This window comes from Pseudomonas sp. FR229a (genome assembly GCF_030209115.1).
GTDB lineage: Bacteria > Pseudomonadota > Gammaproteobacteria > Pseudomonadales > Pseudomonadaceae > Aquipseudomonas > Aquipseudomonas moraviensis_A.
This window is the reverse complement of record NZ_JARVSP010000025.1, coordinates 173253-192324: the sequence shown is the minus strand read 5'-3', so window position 1 is coordinate 192324 and position 19072 is coordinate 173253. Positions and strand designations below refer to the sequence as shown.

Sequence of the window (19072 nt, the reverse complement as noted above, 5' to 3'; positions counted from 1 at the left end):
CCTCTCCTTCAGACAGTCAAAGCGTTGTGTTCGGCCACCGCGCGCTCGACCCAGACTTGCGCCTGACCGAGGTAATGCGCCGGATTCAGAAGATCATCGAGTTCAGCACCGCTGAGTTCGGCGGTGACTTGCGGCTCGTCACCGAGTACGGCGCGCAAATGGCGTTGTTCGGCCACCGCGCGTTTGCAGCATTGTTCGAGCAGATGATGCGCGGTGTCGCGGCCCACTCGTTGGGCGAGGACGATACTCACCGCTTCGGCCAGCACCAGGCCTTGAGTCAATTCGAGGTTGCTGGCCATGCGTGCGGCGTCGACCTCCAGGCCATCGGCGAGCAAACGCGCCTGCTGCAGCGAACCGGACACCAGGCAGCAGATCTCCGGCAGGGTTTCCCATTCGGCGTGCCACAAACCGAGGCTGCGTTCGTGTTCCTGGGGCATGGCGCTAAACAGTGTCGATACCAGCCCCGGCACCCGCGTTGCCGCGCCGATCAGCACCGCCGCGCCGACCGGGTTGCGCTTGTGCGGCATGGTCGACGAACCGCCCTTGCCCGGTGCGGCGGGTTCGAACACTTCCGCCGCCTCGGTCTGCATCAACAGGCTGATGTCGCGACCGAATTTACCGAGGCTGCCGGCAATCAAGCCAAGCACCGCGCCGAACTCGACGATGCGATCGCGCTGGGTGTGCCACGGTTGCTCGGGCAGGCGCAGTTGCAGTTCTTCGGCCAGCGCTTGAGCAATCGGCAACCCCTGCTCGCCCAGCGCCGCGAGCGTCCCCGACGCGCCACCGAATTGCAGCACCAGCAGCCGTGGCTTGAGTTCTCGCAGACGCTGGCGGCTGCGCGTCACAGCGCCCAGCCAACCGGCGATCTTCATGCCCAGCGTCACTGGCGTCGCGTGTTGCAACCAGGTGCGCCCGGCCAACGGTGTGGTGGCGAAACGTTGTGCCTGACCGGCAAGTGAGTCGGCCAGATGCGTCAGTTGGTCTTCGATCAGCGCCAGCGCCTGACGCAATTGCAGGACCAGCCCGGAATCCATTACGTCCTGACTGGTCGCGCCCAGATGCACATAGCGCTCGGCTTCGGCATCGCTCGAGGCGATCTGTCTGCCCAACGCCTTGACCAGCGGAATCGCCGAATTGCCGGCCGTGGCAATCGCCTCGCCCAACGCGGCGAAGTCATACAGGCCCGCGTCGCAGGCTACGGCAATCGGTGCCACGGCAGATGAAGGAATCAGCCCGACCCGCGCCTCGGCCCGGGCCAGCGCCGCTTCGAAATCGAGCATCGCCTGCACCCGGCCTTGATCGCAGAACACCTCGCGCATATCGCGGGCGGTGAAGTAGGCATCGAACAATTGATTGCCCGGTCGCTGAGTCATAAACAGTCCTTGCCGGCGCGGGCCAGAACGGCCCGCGCACTTCGGGTTAGAGATCGTGGTGCAAATACTTCGCCTGCTTGGGCAACCGCAAGCTGAACAGGAAGGCCACCGCCATCATCGCCGTGACGTACCAGTAGAAGGCGTTTTCCATACCGCCGGCCTTGAGGCTCAGGGCGACGAATTCCGCCGAGCCGCCGAAGATTGCATTGGCCACCGCGTAAGCCAGGCCGACACCCAGGGCGCGCACTTCCGGCGGGAACATCTCGGCTTTCACCAGACCGCTGATCGAGGTGTAGAAACTGACGATCGCCAGCGCCAGGGTGATCAGCACGAAGGCGAGGAACGGACTGCTGATGCTTTTCAGGCTGAGCAGGATCGGCACAGTGAACAGCGTGCCGAGGGCGCCGAACCAGAGCATCGAGTTGCGCCGGCCGATCTTGTCGGCAAGCATGCCGAACAGCGGCTGCATGCACATATACAGGAACAGCGCGCCGGTCATGATGTAGCTGGCGGTCTTGGCGTGCATGCCGGCGGTGTTCACCAGGTATTTCTGCATGTAGGTGGTGAAGGTGTAGAAAATCAGCGAGCCGCCAGCGGTGTAGCCGAGCACAGTGATGAACGCCGCCTTGTGATCGCGGAACAGTGCGGTGATGCTGCCGGCATCCTTGTGTGCACGGGTTTCTTCGTTGGTGGTTTCCTTCAGCGAACGACGCAGGAACAGCGAAATCAGCGCCGCCACCGCGCCGACCACGAACGGAATGCGCCAGCCGTAGGCGCGCAGATCTTCTTCAGTGAGGAACTGTTGCAGCACCACCACCAGCGACACCGCTAGCAGTTGCCCGCCGATCAGCGTCACGTACTGGAAGGAAGCGAAGAAACCACGCTGGCCCTTGAGCGCGACTTCGCTCATGTAGGTCGCGGTGGTGCCGTACTCGCCGCCGACCGACAGGCCTTGCAGCAAGCGCGCAAACAACAACAGCACCGGCGCCCAGACGCCGATGTCCTTGTACGTTGGCAAGCAGGCGATCAGCAACGAGCCGAAGCACATCATCAGGATCGAGATGAGCATCGAATTCTTGCGCCCGTGCTTGTCGGCAACGCGGCCGAAAATCCAGCCACCAATCGGCCGCATCAGGAACCCGGCAGCGAACACGCCGGCGGTGTTGACCAGTTGCACGGTAGGGTTATCGGAGGGGAAAAACGCCGGGGCGAAATAGATCGCGCAGAAGGCGTAGACGTAGAAGTCGAACCATTCGACGAGGTTGCCGGACGAAGCGCCGACAATGGCGAAGATGCGCTTGCTGCGCTCTTCCCCGGTGTAATGGGAGGTGGGCGTTGTCATTGTTTTTTCACTCGATAGGGACAGTCACAGTCTAGACATACTTTGCAACAGTCCCGTTCCACAGTTCCATCTGCAACACAGTTCCCTTGTAGGAGTGAGCCTGCTCGCGATGGCGGTGTGTCATTCAGACCATTTAAATCTGACACACCGCCATCGCGAGCAGGCTCACTCCTACAGGGATTGATGGTGTTCTTTCAATAATCGAAGAACACCGTCTCGGCATCAGTGCCCTGCAGAATCACATTCCACTGGTAAACACCGGACGCATCCTGCTTCGCCAGCAACGTATCGCGGCGTTCAGCCGGGACGCATTCGAGCAGTGGATCATCGACGTTCGCCGGTTCACCCTCAAAATAAATCCGCGTCAGCAAGTGCTTGACCAGCCCACGGGCAAACACCAGCACCACCAGATGCGGCGCCTGGGTCGAGCCTTTCAGGCCGGGCACGGTGCCGGGTTTGATCGTGGTGAAACGGAAGCGCCCTTCGGCATCCACCGGCAACCGGCCGAAGCCTTCGAAGTTCGGATCGAGCGGTTTGTCCTGCTGGTCTTCCGGGTGGTCATATTTGCCGACGGCGTTGGCCTGCCAGACTTCCAGCATGGCGTCGTTGACGACATCGCCATTGCCGTCGACCACCTGGCCGGTGATCGCCACGCGCTCGCCGAGGGTCAGCTCGTTGGCCAGGGTTTCGCGGTTCAGCCAGGTCAGGCCGATGTGGTAATACGGCCCGACGGTGTGGGACGTGGTCGCATAGAGGGTCATCTTATTTCTCCATCGGCGTGGCTTCACGCCCGCGCAGCACGATGTCCCAGCGGTAACCGAGGGCGTAGGACGGAATGGTTTTTTCCAGATCGAAGCTGGCGATCAGGCGTTCCTTGGCCGAAGTGTCCGGCACGCAGTTGTAGATCGGGTCATACGCGAGCAACGGATCGCCGGGGAAGTACATCTGCGTGACCAGACGCGTAAGGATGCTCGGCCCGAACAGCGAAAAGTGGATGTGCGCCGGGCGCCAGGCGTTGTGGTGGTTGCCCCACGGGTAAGCCCCGGGCTTGATGGTCTGGAACTGGTACCAGCCGTCGGCATCGGTAACGGTGCGGCCGGTGCCGGTGAAGTTCGGGTCCAGCGGCGCGTCGTGCAGGTCGCGGGCGTGGTTGTAGCGACCGGCGGCGTTGGCCTGCCAGATCTCCACGAGAATCCCCGGCACCGGCAGCCCGTCTTCATCGAGCACACGGCCGTGAATAATGATGCGCTCGCCCAACGGCTCGCCGGCGTGCTGCGCGGTCAGGTCGTTGTCTTTCTCGGCAACGTGCTCGGCGCCGATGGTCGGACCGGTGATTTCCGAGAGTGAATGGGGCAGATACACCAAAGGCTTGGACGGCGAGCGCAGGTTGGTGGATTGATAAGTCGGGTGCAGGTAGTCAGGCTGAGTGCCTGCCTGTGGGCGACGGTAACCAGGCTTGTCAGTCATTTCGCTTTCCTCAATTCTTGTAAGTGCCGCAGCGCGTCAGACGCGTTCGATGGCCAAGGCCAGACCCTGGCCAACACCGACGCACATGGTCGCCAGGCCTTTCTTGCCAGCGGTCTTTTCCAGCTGATGCAGGGCGGTCAGTACCAGTCGCGCCCCGCTCATGCCCAACGGATGACCGAGAGCGATCGCGCCGCCATTGGGATTGACCTGCGGCGCATCGTCGGCCAGGCCCAACTCACGCAGCACCGCCAAGCCTTGGCTGGCAAACGCCTCATTGAGTTCGATCACGTCAAAATCGCTGACCGCTACGCCGAGGCGCTCGGTCAGTTTGCGCACCGCCGGCACCGGGCCGATGCCCATCACTCGCGGTGCGACGCCGGCGCTGGCCATGCCGAGCACTTTCGCGCGGGCGGTCAGGCCGTGTTTTTTCACCGCTTCAGCCGAGGCAAGTATCAGCGCCGCGGCGCCATCGTTAACGCCAGAGGCATTGCCGGCGGTGACGGTTTTGTCCGCGCCGTTGACCGGTTTCAGTCTGGCCAGCGCTTCAATTGTGGTGTCGGCGCGCGGATGCTCGTCCTGGCTGACCACGGTTTCGCCTTTTTTATGGGCGATGCGCACTTCGACGATTTCTTCAGCGAAGTAACCCGCGGCCTGAGCGGCAGCGGTACGTTGCTGACTGCGCAGGGCAAAGGCGTCCTGATCTTCGCGCGAGACTTTGTAGTCGTCGGCGACGTTGTCAGCGGTTTGCGGCATGGCATCGACGCCGTACTGCGCCTTCATCAGCGGGTTGATGAAACGCCAGCCGATGGTGGTGTCTTCCAGTTTCATGTTGCGCGAGAACGCCGCATCAGCCTTGCCCATCACGAACGGCGCGCGGGACATCGACTCGACGCCGCCGGCAATTGCCAGCTCCATTTCGCCGCTGGCAATCGCACGAAACGCAGTGCCGATGGCGTCCATGCCCGAGGCGCAAAGACGATTGAGGGTCACGCCGGGCACGCTGTCCGGCAGACCGGCGAGCAGCAGCGCCATGCGTGCAACGTTGCGGTTGTCTTCGCCAGCCTGGTTGGCGCAGCCAAGGAACACCTCATCGACTGCATTCCAGTCCACCGATGGATTGCGCTCCATCAAGGCTTTGATCGGCACGGCGGCCAGGTCATCGGCGCGAACGGCAGACAGTGCGCCGCCGAAACGGCCGATGGGGGTACGAATCGCGTCGCAGATATACACGTCACGCATCATGCTTCTCCCGGTGCCTGACCATGGGCGGCGGCGGTGCGCGCTTCAAGATCACGCAGCGCGGTCAGCTCGACGTCGGTCGGCTCAGCAGTGGTTTCAACGGATTCGGCAAAACGGATCGCCCAACCGGTGGCGGCGACCACTTGCTCGCGGGTCACGCCCGGATGCAACGCGGTGACCACGAACTCGTTAGTGCCCTCCTCCGGTTCCATGATGCACAGGTCGGTGATGATCCCCACCGGGCCGGCACCCGGCAGGCCCAGACGTTTGCGCGAATCGCCACCCTCGCCGTGACCGACCGAGGTGATGAAATCGAGTTTGTCGACAAACGAACGCGCCGACTGTTTAAGGATGATCAGCACGCTTTTCGCCGAACCGGCAATCTCCGGCGCGCCACCGGCACCCGGCAGACGCACTTTCGGCGCGTGGTAGTCGCCGACCACGGTGGTGTTGATGTTGCCGAAACGGTCGACCTGCGCGGCGCCGAGAAAACCGACGTCGATGCGCCCGCCCTGCAGCCAATAGCGAAAAATCTCACCGGTCGGCACGACGGTGTCGGCGGTTTCGGCCAGCTCGCCGTCACCGATGGACAGTGGCAGCACGCTCGGCTTGGCGCCAATCGGGCCGGATTCGTAGATCAGCACCACGTCCGGCGATGAAGTCAGACGCGCAAGGTTGGCGGCTTTCGACGGCAGGCCGATGCCGACGAAGCACACCGAGCCGTTCTTCAGGCGCCGGGCCGCTGCGACGGTCATCATTTCATTGGTGGTGTAAGTCATTACTTGGCCTCCGAAGCAGCGGCCAACTTGGCCTGGAATTCGCTGAAATCAGCGCAGCCATGGATGTATTCGTTGATCCACGCGGTAAACGTCTCACGGTCACGGGCGATCGGATCCCACGCCTGATAGAAACGATTGTCACGCTCGGTGTAACCGTGGGCGTAGGACGGATGCGCGCCACCCGGTACATGGCAGACCGCGCTCAAGGCCCAGGTCGGCAGTACACAGGCGTTCATCGGTGCGTTGAGGTCGTCGACGATTTCTTCCACGGTGACGATGCAGCGTTTGGCCGCCAGCGCGGCTTCTTTCTGCACACCGAGAATGCCCCAGAGCAGCACGTTGCCTTTGCGGTCGGCCTTCTGCGCATGAATCACGGTGACGTCGGGGCGTACCGATGGCACTGCCGCCAGCACTTCGCCGGTGAACGGGCAGGTCACGGTTTTGATCAGCGGATTGACCTTCGGCAGGTCGGAACCGGCGTAGGCACGCAGCACCGCGAACGGCAGGCCGGACGCGCCAGCGACATAGGCATTGGCGAGGTCGGCATGGCTGTGCTCTTCGATCTCCAGCGCGTGCGGCCATTGCTTCTCGACCGCGTCACGCAGACGGTGCAGCGAGCCCACACCCGGGTTGCCGCCCCAGGAGAAAATCAGTTTGCGCGCGCAACCGGCGCCGATCAGTTGGTCGTAGATCAGGTCCGGCGTCATCCGCACCAGCGTCAGATCTTTCTTGCCCTGACGAATGATTTCATGACCCGCTGCCGTAGGGATCAGGTGAGTGAAGCCTTCGAGGGCGACGGTATCGCCGTCGTTGACGAATTGCTTCACCGCGTCGTGCAGCGAAAGGATCTCAGCCATGGAGCGGGCTCCTGTTCTTTTGTAAGGAATCGCCAGTGATAAAAAGGCGCGAGGTTCAGCGCCGGAGTCACTGAAGATTAAGCCTGGGAAAATCGCCAAACAATCCGATAATCGACTGAGTGTTCGTTTATCGAACGGATTGTTGTTCACCTAACAATCAGATCAAAAGCTTCGCGAGCAGGCTCGCTCCCACAGGGAAATCCATTCCAGAGTGGGAGCGAGCCTGCTCGCGAAGAGGCCGGCATGTTCAATAAAGATTCATGCCCGGTCAGGTCGCATCGGCGTGACTGACCACGCCCTTGATCAGCACCGCCGCCGTTGCCAGGCCGGCCGGGATCACCAGCGCGGTCAGCACCTGCTCGAAATTCCAGCCGAGGCCGAGCAAAGTCGCGCCCATCCACGCGCCGAGGATCGCGCCAAAGCGGCCGATGCCGAGCATCCACGACACCCCGGTCGCGCGGCCCTGAGTCGGGTAGAAGCGAGCTGCCAGCGACGGCATCGCCGATTGCGCGCCGTTCACACACATGCCCGCCACCAGCACCAGCGTCGCCAGCAGGGTGATGTTGCCCAGGCTCTGCCCTACCGCGTAGGCAAATACCCCGGCCAGCAGGTAGAAGATGCCGATGACCTTGTGCGGATTGAAGCGGTCCATCGCCCAGCCCACCGCGACCGCACTCAACACGCCGCCGAACTGGAACAACGCACCGATAAACGCGGCCTGCTCCATGCTCGCGCCGCTGTCGCGCATCAGCGTCGGCAACCAACTGGTCAGCAGGTAGACGATCACCAGGCCCATGAAATAGGTCAGCCACAACAGCAGCGTGCCAGTGCTGTAAGTACCGGAGAAAATCACCGCGAAGACATTGCGCGCCTTGACGGTTTTCTGTTCCGGCACACTGAAGCTCGAAGCCTGAGCGACGGTGATCGGATCGATCGGTGCCAGGGTCTTGCGCACTTTGTCGGTGCCACGGTTGCGCACCACCAGATAACGCGCCGACTCCGGCAGCCAGAACAGCAGCACCACAGCAAGGATCAGCGGCAGGATCCCGCCGATCATCAGCAAGGCGTGCCAGCCGAACGCCGGGATCAGTTTTGCCGAGATGAAACCACCGCCGGCCATGCCGAGATTGAAGCCGCAGAACATGCTCGTCACCAGCAGCGACTTCTTGCGCTCCGGGGTGTATTCTGAGAGCAGTGTCGTGGCGTTCGGCATGCCCGCACCGAGACCGAGGCCGGTCAGGAAGCGCAACACCAGCAGTTGTTCGACGTTGGTGCTGTACGCCGAGGCCAGACTGAAGCCGCCGAACAGAATCACCGCGCCAACGAGTACGACTTTTCGTCCGAAGCGGTCAGCCAGAGGGCCGGAGCCGAGGGCACCGAAGACCATGCCGATCAGCGCGGCACTCATCACCGGGCCGAGGCTGGCGCGATCGATACCCCAGTCCTGCGACAGCGCCGGGGCGATGAAGCCCATGGCGGCAGTGTCGAGACCATCGAGAAATACGATCAGGAAACACAGGATCACCACCCGCCACTGATAGCGCGAGATCGGTTGGTCGTTGATGAAGGTCTGCACATCGAGGCAGTTACCCACAGCGGACTGAGGCTGGTTCATTATTTTTATTCCACGCAAAAAACGCAGTCGAACGGCGGCCGGCCAGAGCACGGCACGGTCACAAGAATAGAAGGTTGTAATCAGGCGTTGCGCGGGACCCGGCAACAACGGGTGAAACACAGACAGACGGGGATCGGGCGCATGGTAAGTTGCCTCTTGTCATTATTATCGTGGTCGACAGTCCGGCGGGCTCATACACGTCAGCACCGGATGACGCTGCCGCGACATTAATGATCCGAGGGTTTTAGCGTCAATTCGATAAACGCAACACTGTGCGTTTATCGAACAGCTTCCTCAGGCGAACAACTGCGCACTGAGGTCGCGACTGGCGCTGAGCAGGCCCGGCAGAAAGCGCTGCTCCAACTCGGCGCGACTGACGCGGCCGGCGTGGGTGCTGACATTCAGCGCCGCGACCACTTGCCCGGAGGCGTCGTACACCGGCACGGCGATCGAGCGCAGGCCCTGTTCCAGTTCCTGATCGACAATGCACCAGCCCTGCTGACGCACTTGCTGCAAACATTCAAGCAAAGCGTCGGGCGTGTGAATGGTGCGGCTGGTCTTGGCGACGAGTTCAGCGTGGTCGAGGTATTCGCCCAGCGACGTGTCATCCAGCGCTGCCAACAGAATCCGGCCCATCGACGTGCAATACGCAGGGAGACGCCCGCCGACCGAAAGGTCTACCGAGATCAACCGCTGCGTGGTCGCCGAGCGGGCAATGTAGAGAATGTCATCGCCCTCCAGCGTCGCCATGTTGCAGGCTTCGTGCAGTTGCTCGCTCATGCGGTCGAGATAGGGCTGGGCGGACACCGCCAGCGGCGTCGAGGACAAATAGGCGTGACCGAGGGTCAGCACCTTCGGCAGCAACGAATAGGTACGGCCGTCGGTGGTGGCGTAGCCGAGCTTGATCAGCGTGTGCAGGCAACGGCGCACGGCGGCGCGGGGAATTTCCGTGCGATGGCTGATCTGTGCAATGGTCAGGTGACGCTTGCGTTCCTGAAATGCCTGCACCACCGCCAGGCCTCGGGCCAGCGAGGTCATGAAATCCGGATCACCGGTCAGCGCCTGAATGCGCTTGGCCGGCGAGGCGACGATGGGCGGCGCCACCGACGTGAAGGAGTTGCGCATTTGATCGTTCATTTCTTGTCCTTGTCCGGCACGCATCAATGCCTAGTCAAACGGCTCGCCGCGCAATGCACAAGCACCGGGGCACCAACATTGGGCGATTATCGAACCGCCGACCGATAATCGCAATCCAGCGCAGCGCCCCTTTCCATTGCCCTGAGTCGCCTTTATCGATTCTGCTCACAACTTGGTTGTTCTAGTTAATGGCGCCAAAAACAGAACGCCTGTTTCTATAACGCTGTCGTTACACTCAACTATGGGCAAAAGTTGCCAGCAACAAACCCGTCACACATTCAGAACCGTTTTTAACTTGGCAAAGATAGTCATTCCCGAATCGACCGCTATAATGCACCCTAGTCGCGGCGCTTTAATCCAAAGCCCGCGACTTGCTGAACGAGGCCCTTCGTCTCAGCCCCGGCCAGCGCCCGGCGCCCATTACACATGCAACGCCAGCGCTCGCTGAAACAGGAAACTGATGCTGCGTCAGTTTTTATCTGGTGCCGTAGCCGCCTGTAACACGGAAGTCTTGATCGCCTCTCCAATGTCACCCTGCCTGATCGGGCTGTGGATGACTGACGGGTTCGCTCAATTGACTCGTTGCAGTGTGTTTCACCGGATATTCAATTCAACTCATACAGGTAACACCGTGACGAAAGACGAACTGCGCGCGGAACTAGAGCGCCAGGAACAACGTTACAAGGAAGTTTACGGCGGGGAAGTCACCACCTACGCCGCTCAGCCGGAACCGGAACGCAAGGCATGGCGCAAGCGCCCTACCGTTCAGGATCAGGTGTTCAAGCAGGAAATCGAAAAAATCGAGAAGGAACTCAAAGCCGAAGAGCCATGAGCCACGGCTGCTGAACATTCCAAAGTCGGCGTCCACCCGAGCCTCAGCGCGGTGGCAAGACGACACCTCGCGCGCCCGCTACCCGCGGGCAGCGGCTGCATCGCTATTGTGTGGCTCAAGAACGAACGTCCCACAGGTTTCAGAGATATTTCAGACAAACGTTTGAGACGCCAAAGCGCCGGAAAAACAGTCTTGAAAATCAATTTTCCCTAGAAAAATCAAATAGTTGAAAAACCCTTCGTGACGCCTGGTTTTCACGCCCTGCAACAAATTAAATCGAACAAGGGTGAGACCAGTGAGCAGACGGGGCATCGATTTCCTGTCTTTTCTGGCATAATCGCGCCCCCTTACGACCGGGTCAGAAAACCTTCATGATCGATTTATTCAGCGGACTGGATGCTTGGGTGCTTGTGAGCCTCTTGCTCGCCCTGACGTTTGTCCTCGCCTTCGAGTTCATCAATGGATTTCATGACACCGCTAACGCGGTAGCCACTGTTATCTACACCAAAGCCATGCCGCCGCACCTGGCGGTGTTCTTTTCCGGTGTGTTCAATTTCCTCGGCGTGCTGCTGGGCGGCGTGGGTGTGGCGTATGCCATTGTCCATCTGCTGCCGGTTGAGCTGCTGATCAATGTGAACACCGGCCATGGCCTGGCGATGGTGTTCTCGTTGCTCGCCGCGGCAATCGCCTGGAATTTGGGCACCTGGTACTTCGGTATCCCGGCTTCCAGCTCGCACACCCTGATCGGCTCGATCCTCGGTGTCGGCCTGGCCAACGCGCTGATCAACGACATCCCGTTGGCCGATGGCGTGAACTGGCAGAAAGCGATCGACATCGGCGCCTCGCTGGTGTTCTCGCCGATGGCCGGCTTCCTCATCGCCGCGCTGGTGCTGATCGGCCTGAAGTGGTGGCGCCCGCTGTCGAAGATGCACAAGACGCCGGAACAGCGCCGCAAGATCGACGACAAGAAACACCCGCCGTTCTGGAACCGTCTGGTCCTGGTGATCTCGGCCATGGCCGTGAGCTTCGTGCACGGTTCCAACGACGGCCAGAAAGGCATCGGCCTGATCATGCTGGTGCTGATCGGTATCGTACCGGCGCAGTTCGTGCTCGATCTGAACAGCACCACCTACCAGATCGAACGCACCCGCGACGCGACCCTGCATCTGAGCCAGTTCTACCAGCGCAACGCCGATTCGCTGGGTGAGTTCCTGGCCCTGGGCAAGAGCGTGGAAGGCGACCTGCCGGAGAAATTCCGCTGCAACCCGCAGCAGACCGAACCGACCATCACCGCCCTGCTGCACACGCTTAAAGGCGTAGCGGACTACCATTCGCTGTCGTCGGAAAGCCGCATCGAAGTGCGTCGCTACCTGCTCTGCCTGGACGACACGGCGAAGAAAGTCGGCAAATTGCCTGGCCTGGAAGCCCGTGAAAAGGCTGACCTCGACAAGCTGCGCAAGGACCTGACCACCACCACCGAATACGCGCCGTTCTGGGTGATTCTGGCGGTCGCCCTGGCGCTGGGCCTGGGCACCATGGTGGGCTGGAAGCGCGTGGTGCTGACCATTGGCGAGAAGATCGGCAAGCAGGGCATGACCTATTCGCAGGGCATGTCGGCGCAGATCACCACGGCGAGTCTGATCGGCATGGCCAATATTTTCAGCCTGCCGGTGTCGACCACTCACGTGCTGTCTTCGGGTGTCGCCGGGACCATGGTTGCCAATAAAAGCGGCCTGCAGGGTGGCACGGTGAAGACTATTCTGCTGGCCTGGGTGTTGACCCTGCCGGCGACTGTGGCGCTGTCGGCCGGGTTGTTCTGGTTGGCTTCGAAGGCTTTGGGTAGTTGATCGATTGCTGCTTGTGAAGGAGGCGCGATTCTTTGGAATCGCGCCTTTTTCGTTTTGGGATTGGGATTGGGGGCATATCCGTTTCTGGGGGTGCTGCCGCTGGCGGTTTCGCTCTTACAGCGACTCACTTTTCCAGACGCCGAAAAGTAAGCAAAAGGCTTTGCCCCGGCGTACGGCCCGCTCGCTGGGGCTCGGGGTTCCTTCGTTACGGGATCGATCCGGGCGCAGCGGCTCCGGTTTGCTCCGCTGCACCTACACTCGCTGTGTACGACTGCGTCGTACGGTCGCTGCGCTCCCACCCCCGGATCAATCCCGTAACGAAGCCTGCCGAAGGGGCAAAAGATCAAGAGCCGAAGCAAAGCAAAAGCCAGATCAAGAGCCCCTCACCCTAACCCTCTCCCGGAGGGAGAGGGGACTGAACGGGGTGATTGGGCGAAGCACGCCGGCCTGGGATATCGAGTCGAATGCAAATACGCACAAGATCAAAAGCCCCTCACCCTAGCCCTCTCCCGGAGGGAGAGGGGACTGACCGAGGTGTTTAGGCGAAATACGCTGACGTGAGATACCGAGTCGAATGCAGATTCTGAAAAACCCGCAAATTGGCTCCCTCTCCCTCGGGAGAGGGCTGGGGTTAGGGGCGAATCCACCGAAAAGCCCAAGCCATGCGACGCTTCTAACCACTCAACAATGAGCGTTAGCTCGAGTGCTCTTGATCTTGATCCACGGGCGACTTCGGAAGGCTGAGCGGAGGGATTGATCCGGGCGTGGGAGCGCAGCGACCGTCTGGCGCAGCCAGACACAGCGGAAGGAGGTGCAGCGAAGCAAACCGGAGCCGCTGCGCCAGGATCGATCCCGCAGCGAAGGAACCCGAGCCTGCGAGGGCCGAACGCAGGAGCAAGCCTTTTTGGGTACTTTTTCGGCGTCTGGAAAAAGTGCCTCGCCGTAAGGGCGAAACCGCCAGCCGCAACCCCCGCAGAAACGGATATACCCCCAAAACCCCAACAGCCTGGTCGGCCCAAAGGCCGCCACGGCCCCAAAAAAAAGGGGCAACCGAAGTCGCCCCAAAATGCCTTGCGTGCCCATCAAATCCAGAAGAACTCACTTGCGCCGCTTATGCGCATCCTTCCAGATAAAAAATCCAAACCCTGCAAAAAACAGCACCATGAGCCCCACCGTCAGAACTCCGGCAAACACCACGTTATCGAAAAACATGACTGGCCTCCTGGCCCTGCTTTGCTGCGATGGGTTCAACTTAGCAAACACACAGGCGCGCACATTGACCAGGATCAATATCCGCAAGGAAGGGAATCAAAGGAGGGGAAATAACTGACCTGCATCAATGGATGCGGCGGGAGATCAACGCTTTTTCGGTTTGTTCTTCGACTTTTTCTTGGTTTTTCCCAACGGCATCGCCTGCTCGAAGGCGTTGCGCACTTCGTTCAGGCGCTTTTCGTTGAGGTCATGCACACGCTTGGCGCGTTCGGTGTTGAGGTCGATCAGTTTGTCGTCTTGGCTCATGGCGTTCGGCACATCGCAAAAGAGGTCACAGCTGCCGATCACCGGCAGGATTGCGCCAATCATGCCGCGTGGCGCTGGCGCTGACCAGTGACAGCTCAAATCTCGATGTCGACCCACAGTCCCTGACGCGGCTGATCGTCAATCAGCGGCACCACTGGCACGGTATTGTCAGCATTCAGCTCAGTGCCCGGCACCGCCAGATGCTCTTCAGGATCTTCATCCGCCTCGCGGCGCCGACGATCACGTTCCTGTTGGCGACGTTGTTCTTCGCGCGCCAGCAGCCGATCCTCTTCCGGATCACGCTTCTGCAGATCGATCGTGCTTTCGTTGGAGCTTTCCTGCACCGGCACCACCGGCGGAATGTCCGGCCGCTGGCGGATCGGATCCTGCTGGGAAGTGATCGGCACAGCGCTCAAGGGGAGCATCGGTGGCAACATATAAAGGTCTCCTGTCTGCAGGCTATCGGCTGGGGGGCAGGCGCCTTGAGCCGCCTGTCGCAAACTTGTGACCCGGTTGACACTGACTGGTGCCCTGCCGCTTGAAAAAAGCGACACATGACGCCTCGGCTTCAGCTTGCAGCTCGAAGCTAAAAGCTTGCCGCTGCTCCTATTCCTTTGGCCCTGAAGCCGTCATTCCGTTAAGATAGCCCGCTTTTTCAAGGTGGGAGTCAGGCAGCATGGCGCAGCAGTATCAACCGGGGCAACGCTGGATCAGTGACAGCGAAGCAGAGCTTGGTTTAGGCACCGTTCTGGCACAGGACGGCCGCTTGTTGACCGTGCTTTACCCGGCCACTGGCGAGACCCGCCAGTACGCGCTACGGAATGCGCCCCTGACCCGCGTGCGGTTCTCGCCCGGCGACTCCATCACCCACTTCGAAGGCTGGAAGATGACTGTGCAGCAGGTCGACGACGTCGACGGGCTGATGGTCTATCACGGCCTCAACGGGCAGAACGAAGTCGTCACTCTGCCGGAAACCCAGCTGTCGAACTTCATTCAGTTCCGCCTGGCCAGCGACCGTCTGTTCGCCGGGCAGATCGATCCGCTGCCGTGGTTCTCCCTGCGCTACAACACCCTTGAACACACCAGCCGCCAGTTGCAGTCCTCGCTGTGGGGCCTGGGCGGCGTGCGGGCGCAGCCGATCGCGCACCAGTTGCACATTGCCCGTGAAGTCGCCGACCGTATCGCCCCGCGTGTACTGCTGGCGGACGAAGTGGGCCTGGGTAAAACCATCGAGGCCGGTCTGGTCATCCACCGCCAGTTGCTCTCGGGCCGCGCCAATCGCGTGCTGATCCTGGTCCCGGAGAACCTCCAGCATCAATGGCTGGTGGAGATGCGCCGCCGTTTCAACCTGCAGGTCGCGCTGTTCGACGAAGAACGCTTCATCGAGAGCGATGCCACCAACCCGTTCGAAGACACGCAACTGGCGCTGGTCGCGCTGGAATGGCTGGTCGATGACGAGAAGGCGCAGGACGCCTTGTTCGGCGCCGGTTGGGATCTGATGGTGGTCGACGAAGCGCATCACCTCGTGTGGCACGAAGACAAGGCCAGCGCGGAATATTCGCTGGTCGAACAACTGGCCGAAGTGATTCCCGGCGTGCTGCTGCTCACCGCGACCCCGGAACAACTCGGTCAGGACAGTCACTTCGCCCGTCTGCGCCTGCTCGACCCGAACCGTTTCCACGACCTGGCCGCTTTCCGCGCCGAGAGCGAGAACTATCGCCCGGTGGCCGAAGCCGTGCAGGAACTGCTCGACAAGGGCCGTCTCTCGGCCGAAGCGCACAAAACCATTCACGGTTTCCTCGGCAACGAAGGCGAAGCGCTGCTGACCGCGGTCAACGATGGCGACACAGAAGCCAGTGCGCGCCTGGTCCGTGAACTGCTTGATCGCCATGGCACCGGCCGCGTGCTGTTCCGCAACACCCGTGCCGCGGTGCAGGGTTTCCCGGAGCGCAAACTGCATCCGTACCCGCTGCCGTGCCCGGCCGAATACCTCGAACTGCCACTGGGCGAACACGCCGAGCTGTATCCGGAAGTCAGCTTCCAGGCGCAGCCGGACGCCAGTGAAGAAGAGCGCTGGTGGAAATTCGATCCGCGCGTCGAGTGGCTGATCGATCAACTGAAAATGCTCAAGCGCACCAAAGTGCTGGTGATCTGCGCCCACGCCGAAACCGCGATGGACCTGGAAGACGCCCTGCGCGTGCGCTCCGGCATCCCGGCCACGGTGTTCCACGAAGGCATGAACATCCTTGAGCGCGACCGCGCCGCCGCCTACTTCGCCGACGAAGAGTTCGGCGCACAAGTGCTGATCTGCTCGGAAATCGGCAGTGAAGGTCGCAACTTCCAGTTCGCTCACCATCTGGTGCTGTTCGATCTGCCGTCGCACCCTGACCTGCTCGAGCAGCGCATCGGTCGTCTCGACCGGATCGGCCAGAAGCACATCATCGAACTGCACGTGCCGTACCTGGAAACCAGTCCGCAACAGCGCCTGTTCCAGTGGTACCACGAAGCGCTCAACGCGTTCCTCAATACCTGCCCGACCGGCAACGCCTTGCAGCATCAGTTCGGCCCGCGCCTGCTGCCGCTGCTCGAAGAAGCGGACGACGGCGAGTGGCAAGCGCTGATCGACGAAGCGCGTGCCGAGCGTGAACGTCTCGAAGCCGAGCTGCACACCGGCCGCGACCGTCTGCTGGAACTCAATTCCGGCGGCGCTGGCGAAGGTGAAGCGCTGGTCGAGGCGATCCTCGAGCAGGACGACCAGTTCGCCCTGCCGATCTACATGGAAACCCTGTTCGACGCGTTCGGCATCGACAGCGAAGACCATTCGGAAAACGCCCTGATCCTCAAGCCGAGCGAGAAGATGCTCGACGCCAGTTTCCCGCTGGGCGACGACGAAGGCGTGACCATCACCTACGACCGCAACCAGGCGCTGTCGCGCGAGGACATGCAGTTCATCACCTGGGAACACCCAATGGTGCAGGGCGGCATGGACCTGGTGCTGTCCGGCTCGATGGGTAACACCGCGGTCGCGCTGATCAAGAACAAGGCGCTGAAACCGGGCACCGTGTTGCTGGAATTGCTCTACGTCAGCGAAGTGGTCGCACCGCGTTCGCTGCAATTGGGGCGCTACCTGCCACCGGCGGCACTGCGCTGCCTGCTCGACGCCAATGGCAATGACCTGTCGCCACGGGTTTCCTTCGAAACCCTCAACGACCAGCTGGAAAGCGTGCCGCGCGCCAGCGCCAACAAGTTCATCCAGGCCCAGCGCGATCAGCTGACACCTCGGATCAACGCCGGCGAAGAAAAGATCGCCCCGCGTCACGCCGAACGTGTGGCCGAAGCGCGCCGCCGTCTGGCCGCCGACACCGACGAAGAACTGGCGCGCCTGACCGCGTTGCAAGCGGTCAACCCGACCGTGCGCGACAGCGAACTGGAAGCCTTGCGCACTCAGCGTGAACAGGGTCTGGCGATGCTGGACAAAGCGGCGTTGCGCCTGGAAGCGATTCGGGTGCTGGTGGCGGGCTAACCGCCTGCTCCACCGCTGAAAATAAAACAGGCCCGCAGTGATGCGGGCCTTTTTTATTTCAGAAGCAAAAAGCAAAAGATCGCAGCCTTCGGCAGCTCCTACAGGGAGAATGCGTTCCTCCTGTAGGAGCTGCCGAAGGCTGCGATCTTTTGATCTTAAGCAGTCGCCGCAGAAATTTCTGGCTCAACCACCGCCACCAACCCGTCCTTCATCCGCTGCGCATCCCGCACGAAACAGCGCGATGCCAGAAACAGAAAGACCATGGTCAAAAACAGTGCCACCGGGATCAGGTACATCGCGTCATGCAGACCGACTGCCTTGAACGCTTCGGTCATCTGCTCAGCGCCCGCCGACAGCATCGCCGTGTGCGCGAAGTGATCCGACATCCCACCGACGACTACCGGCCCCAACCCGCCCCCCAGCAAATACAGACCGGCAAAGAACAACGCCATCGCCGTCGCCCGCAGGCGCGGTTCGACCACGTCCTGAATCGCCGTGTACACGCAGGTGTAGAAGTTGTAGGCGAACAGCCAGCCGACGCTGAACACCGCAACGAACACGCCGATCTCGACGCGTCCGGCATGCAGCGCCCACGCCGTGCACAAGGTCGAGATGATCAGACTGAACGCCGCAAACAACAGGCGTCCACTGGCGAAGCGCTGGTGAATCTTGTCGGCGATCCAGCCGCCGAGAGTCAGCCCGACCAGCCCGGTGACGCCGACGATAAATCCGGTGGCCACCGCCGCCTCCTGCAACGGCATGAGGAAATAGCGCTGCAGCATCGGCACCAGAAACGAGTTGCAGGCATAGGTGGCGAAGTTGAAGCACAGCCCGGCCATCACCAGCCACAGGAAGGTCGGCACGGCGAGGACGCGACGGATCGGCTTGTCGACCCTCTCTTGCGAGACCTGCACGGTTTCAGCCGCGCCGCGTTTCGGCTCCTTGATGAAGAACATGAAAACCGCGAGGATCAGCCCCGGCACGGCGGCAATGAAGAACGGCGCGCGCCAGCTGTCGAAGGCCTTGACCATCGCGCCGATGGTGAAGAACGCCAGCAGCAGCCCCAGCGGCAGGCCAAGCATGAAGATACCCATCGCCCGTGCCCGACGGTGTGCGGGAAACAGGTCACCGATCAGCGAGTTCGCCGCTGGTGCGTAACTGGCCTCACCGATGCCGATGCCCATGCGCACGATCAGGAAGCTCCAGAAACTGCCGACCAGACCGTTGACGGCGGTCAGCGCGCTCCACGTCGCCAGGCCCCAGCCCATCAGTTTGCTGCGCGAACCGGTGTCGGCCATGCGCCCCAGCGGCAGGCCGGCAATCGCATAAACCACGGTGAACGCGGTGCCGATGATGCCCAGCTGAAAGTCGCTGAGGTGCCATTCCATGCGGATCGGTTCGATGATGATCGCCGGGATGGTGCGGTCGAAGAAATTGAACAGGTTGGCGAGGAACAGCAGGAACAGAATGCGCCAGGCATTCGCCGCTTGGGTCGAGTTCTGCATGGGTCCGTCTCTTTATTGTTATGAGGGCTTCACTGCCA

General features: G+C 61.4%; 16 protein-coding genes. 3 read left to right on the top strand and 13 right to left on the bottom strand.

What is annotated here, in order from left to right; genetic code table 11:
- Positions 1 to 8: 8 nt before the first annotated feature.
- The 9 genes from QRN33_RS20955 to pcaR form a co-directional block, all read right to left on the bottom strand.
- Positions 9 to 1373 carry a 3-carboxy-cis,cis-muconate cycloisomerase gene (locus QRN33_RS20955; protein WP_285409836.1) on the bottom strand — a complete coding sequence of 455 codons (1365 nt, stop codon included), beginning with the start codon at positions 1371 to 1373 and terminating at the stop codon, positions 9 to 11.
- Positions 1374 to 1419: 46 nt separating this feature from the next.
- Positions 1420 to 2715 carry an MFS family transporter gene (locus QRN33_RS20950; RefSeq protein WP_039762664.1) on the bottom strand — a complete coding sequence of 432 codons (1296 nt, stop codon included), beginning with the start codon at positions 2713 to 2715 and terminating at the stop codon, positions 1420 to 1422.
- 194 nt (positions 2716 to 2909) lie between these two features.
- Positions 2910 to 3476 carry a protocatechuate 3,4-dioxygenase subunit alpha gene (pcaG, locus tag QRN33_RS20945; RefSeq protein WP_285409833.1) on the bottom strand — a complete coding sequence of 189 codons (567 nt, stop codon included), beginning with the start codon at positions 3474 to 3476 and terminating at the stop codon, positions 2910 to 2912.
- Between the two features lies 1 nt (position 3477).
- Positions 3478 to 4182: a protocatechuate 3,4-dioxygenase subunit beta gene (gene pcaH / locus QRN33_RS20940; RefSeq protein WP_042608189.1), complete on the bottom strand. Its 705-nt coding sequence runs from the start codon at positions 4180 to 4182 to the stop codon at positions 3478 to 3480.
- A gap of 36 nt (positions 4183 to 4218) precedes the next feature.
- Positions 4219 to 5424, bottom strand: a complete 1206-nt coding sequence (pcaF, locus tag QRN33_RS20935) for a 3-oxoadipyl-CoA thiolase (RefSeq protein WP_185053942.1) — start codon at positions 5422 to 5424, stop codon at positions 4219 to 4221.
- Positions 5421 to 6200 (bottom strand): CoA-transferase subunit beta, encoded by a 780-nt coding sequence (locus QRN33_RS20930; protein WP_042608191.1) that lies wholly within the window; start codon positions 6198 to 6200, stop codon positions 5421 to 5423. Before QRN33_RS20930 ends, pcaF begins: the two co-directional genes overlap by 4 nt.
- Positions 6200 to 7057 carry a CoA transferase subunit A gene (locus tag QRN33_RS20925; protein ID WP_024011937.1) on the bottom strand — a complete coding sequence of 286 codons (858 nt, stop codon included), beginning with the start codon at positions 7055 to 7057 and terminating at the stop codon, positions 6200 to 6202. Before QRN33_RS20925 ends, QRN33_RS20930 begins: the two co-directional genes overlap by 1 nt.
- Before the next feature lie 268 nt (positions 7058 to 7325).
- Positions 7326 to 8672, bottom strand: a complete 1347-nt coding sequence (gene pcaK / locus QRN33_RS20920) for a 4-hydroxybenzoate transporter PcaK (RefSeq protein WP_065615230.1) — start codon at positions 8670 to 8672, stop codon at positions 7326 to 7328.
- Positions 8673 to 8966: 294 nt separating this feature from the next.
- Entirely contained in the window at positions 8967 to 9809 is an 843-nt protein-coding gene (pcaR, locus tag QRN33_RS20915; RefSeq protein WP_016771343.1) for a pca regulon transcriptional regulator PcaR, read from the bottom strand.
- Positions 9810 to 10440: 631 nt separating this feature from the next.
- On the opposite strand from pcaR, the gene QRN33_RS20910 reads away from it, so the two are divergent.
- Positions 10441 to 10641, top strand: coding sequence for a hypothetical protein (locus tag QRN33_RS20910; protein WP_008080067.1), 201 nt, complete (start codon positions 10441 to 10443; stop codon positions 10639 to 10641).
- A 371-nt stretch (positions 10642 to 11012) separates the two neighbouring features.
- Positions 11013 to 12488, top strand: coding sequence for an inorganic phosphate transporter (locus QRN33_RS20905; RefSeq protein WP_042608193.1), 1476 nt, complete (start codon positions 11013 to 11015; stop codon positions 12486 to 12488).
- 1098 nt (positions 12489 to 13586) lie between these two features.
- Here the strand turns inward: QRN33_RS20905 and ccoM are convergent.
- From ccoM to QRN33_RS20890, 3 genes are all read right to left on the bottom strand, one after another.
- A complete protein-coding gene (gene ccoM, locus QRN33_RS20900) occupies positions 13587 to 13700 on the bottom strand; it encodes a cytochrome c oxidase subunit CcoM (RefSeq protein ID WP_016771346.1) in 114 nt (37 codons plus the stop codon).
- A 144-nt stretch (positions 13701 to 13844) separates the two neighbouring features.
- On the bottom strand, positions 13845 to 14006 hold the full coding sequence (locus QRN33_RS20895; RefSeq protein WP_165839198.1) for a hypothetical protein: 162 nt from the start codon (positions 14004 to 14006) through the stop codon (positions 13845 to 13847).
- A gap of 95 nt (positions 14007 to 14101) precedes the next feature.
- Positions 14102 to 14443: a hypothetical protein gene (locus tag QRN33_RS20890; protein WP_024011931.1), complete on the bottom strand. Its 342-nt coding sequence runs from the start codon at positions 14441 to 14443 to the stop codon at positions 14102 to 14104.
- A gap of 239 nt (positions 14444 to 14682) precedes the next feature.
- Here QRN33_RS20890 and rapA point away from each other — a divergent pair, with 239 nt between their 5' ends.
- Positions 14683 to 17529, top strand: a complete 2847-nt coding sequence (gene rapA / locus QRN33_RS20885; RefSeq protein WP_285409826.1) for an RNA polymerase-associated protein RapA — start codon at positions 14683 to 14685, stop codon at positions 17527 to 17529.
- 155 nt (positions 17530 to 17684) lie between these two features.
- Here rapA and QRN33_RS20880 read toward each other — a convergent pair whose 3' ends face one another.
- Positions 17685 to 19034, bottom strand: a complete 1350-nt coding sequence (locus QRN33_RS20880) for a spinster family MFS transporter (protein ID WP_285409825.1) — start codon at positions 19032 to 19034, stop codon at positions 17685 to 17687.
- Between the last annotated feature and the right edge of the window lie 38 nt (positions 19035 to 19072).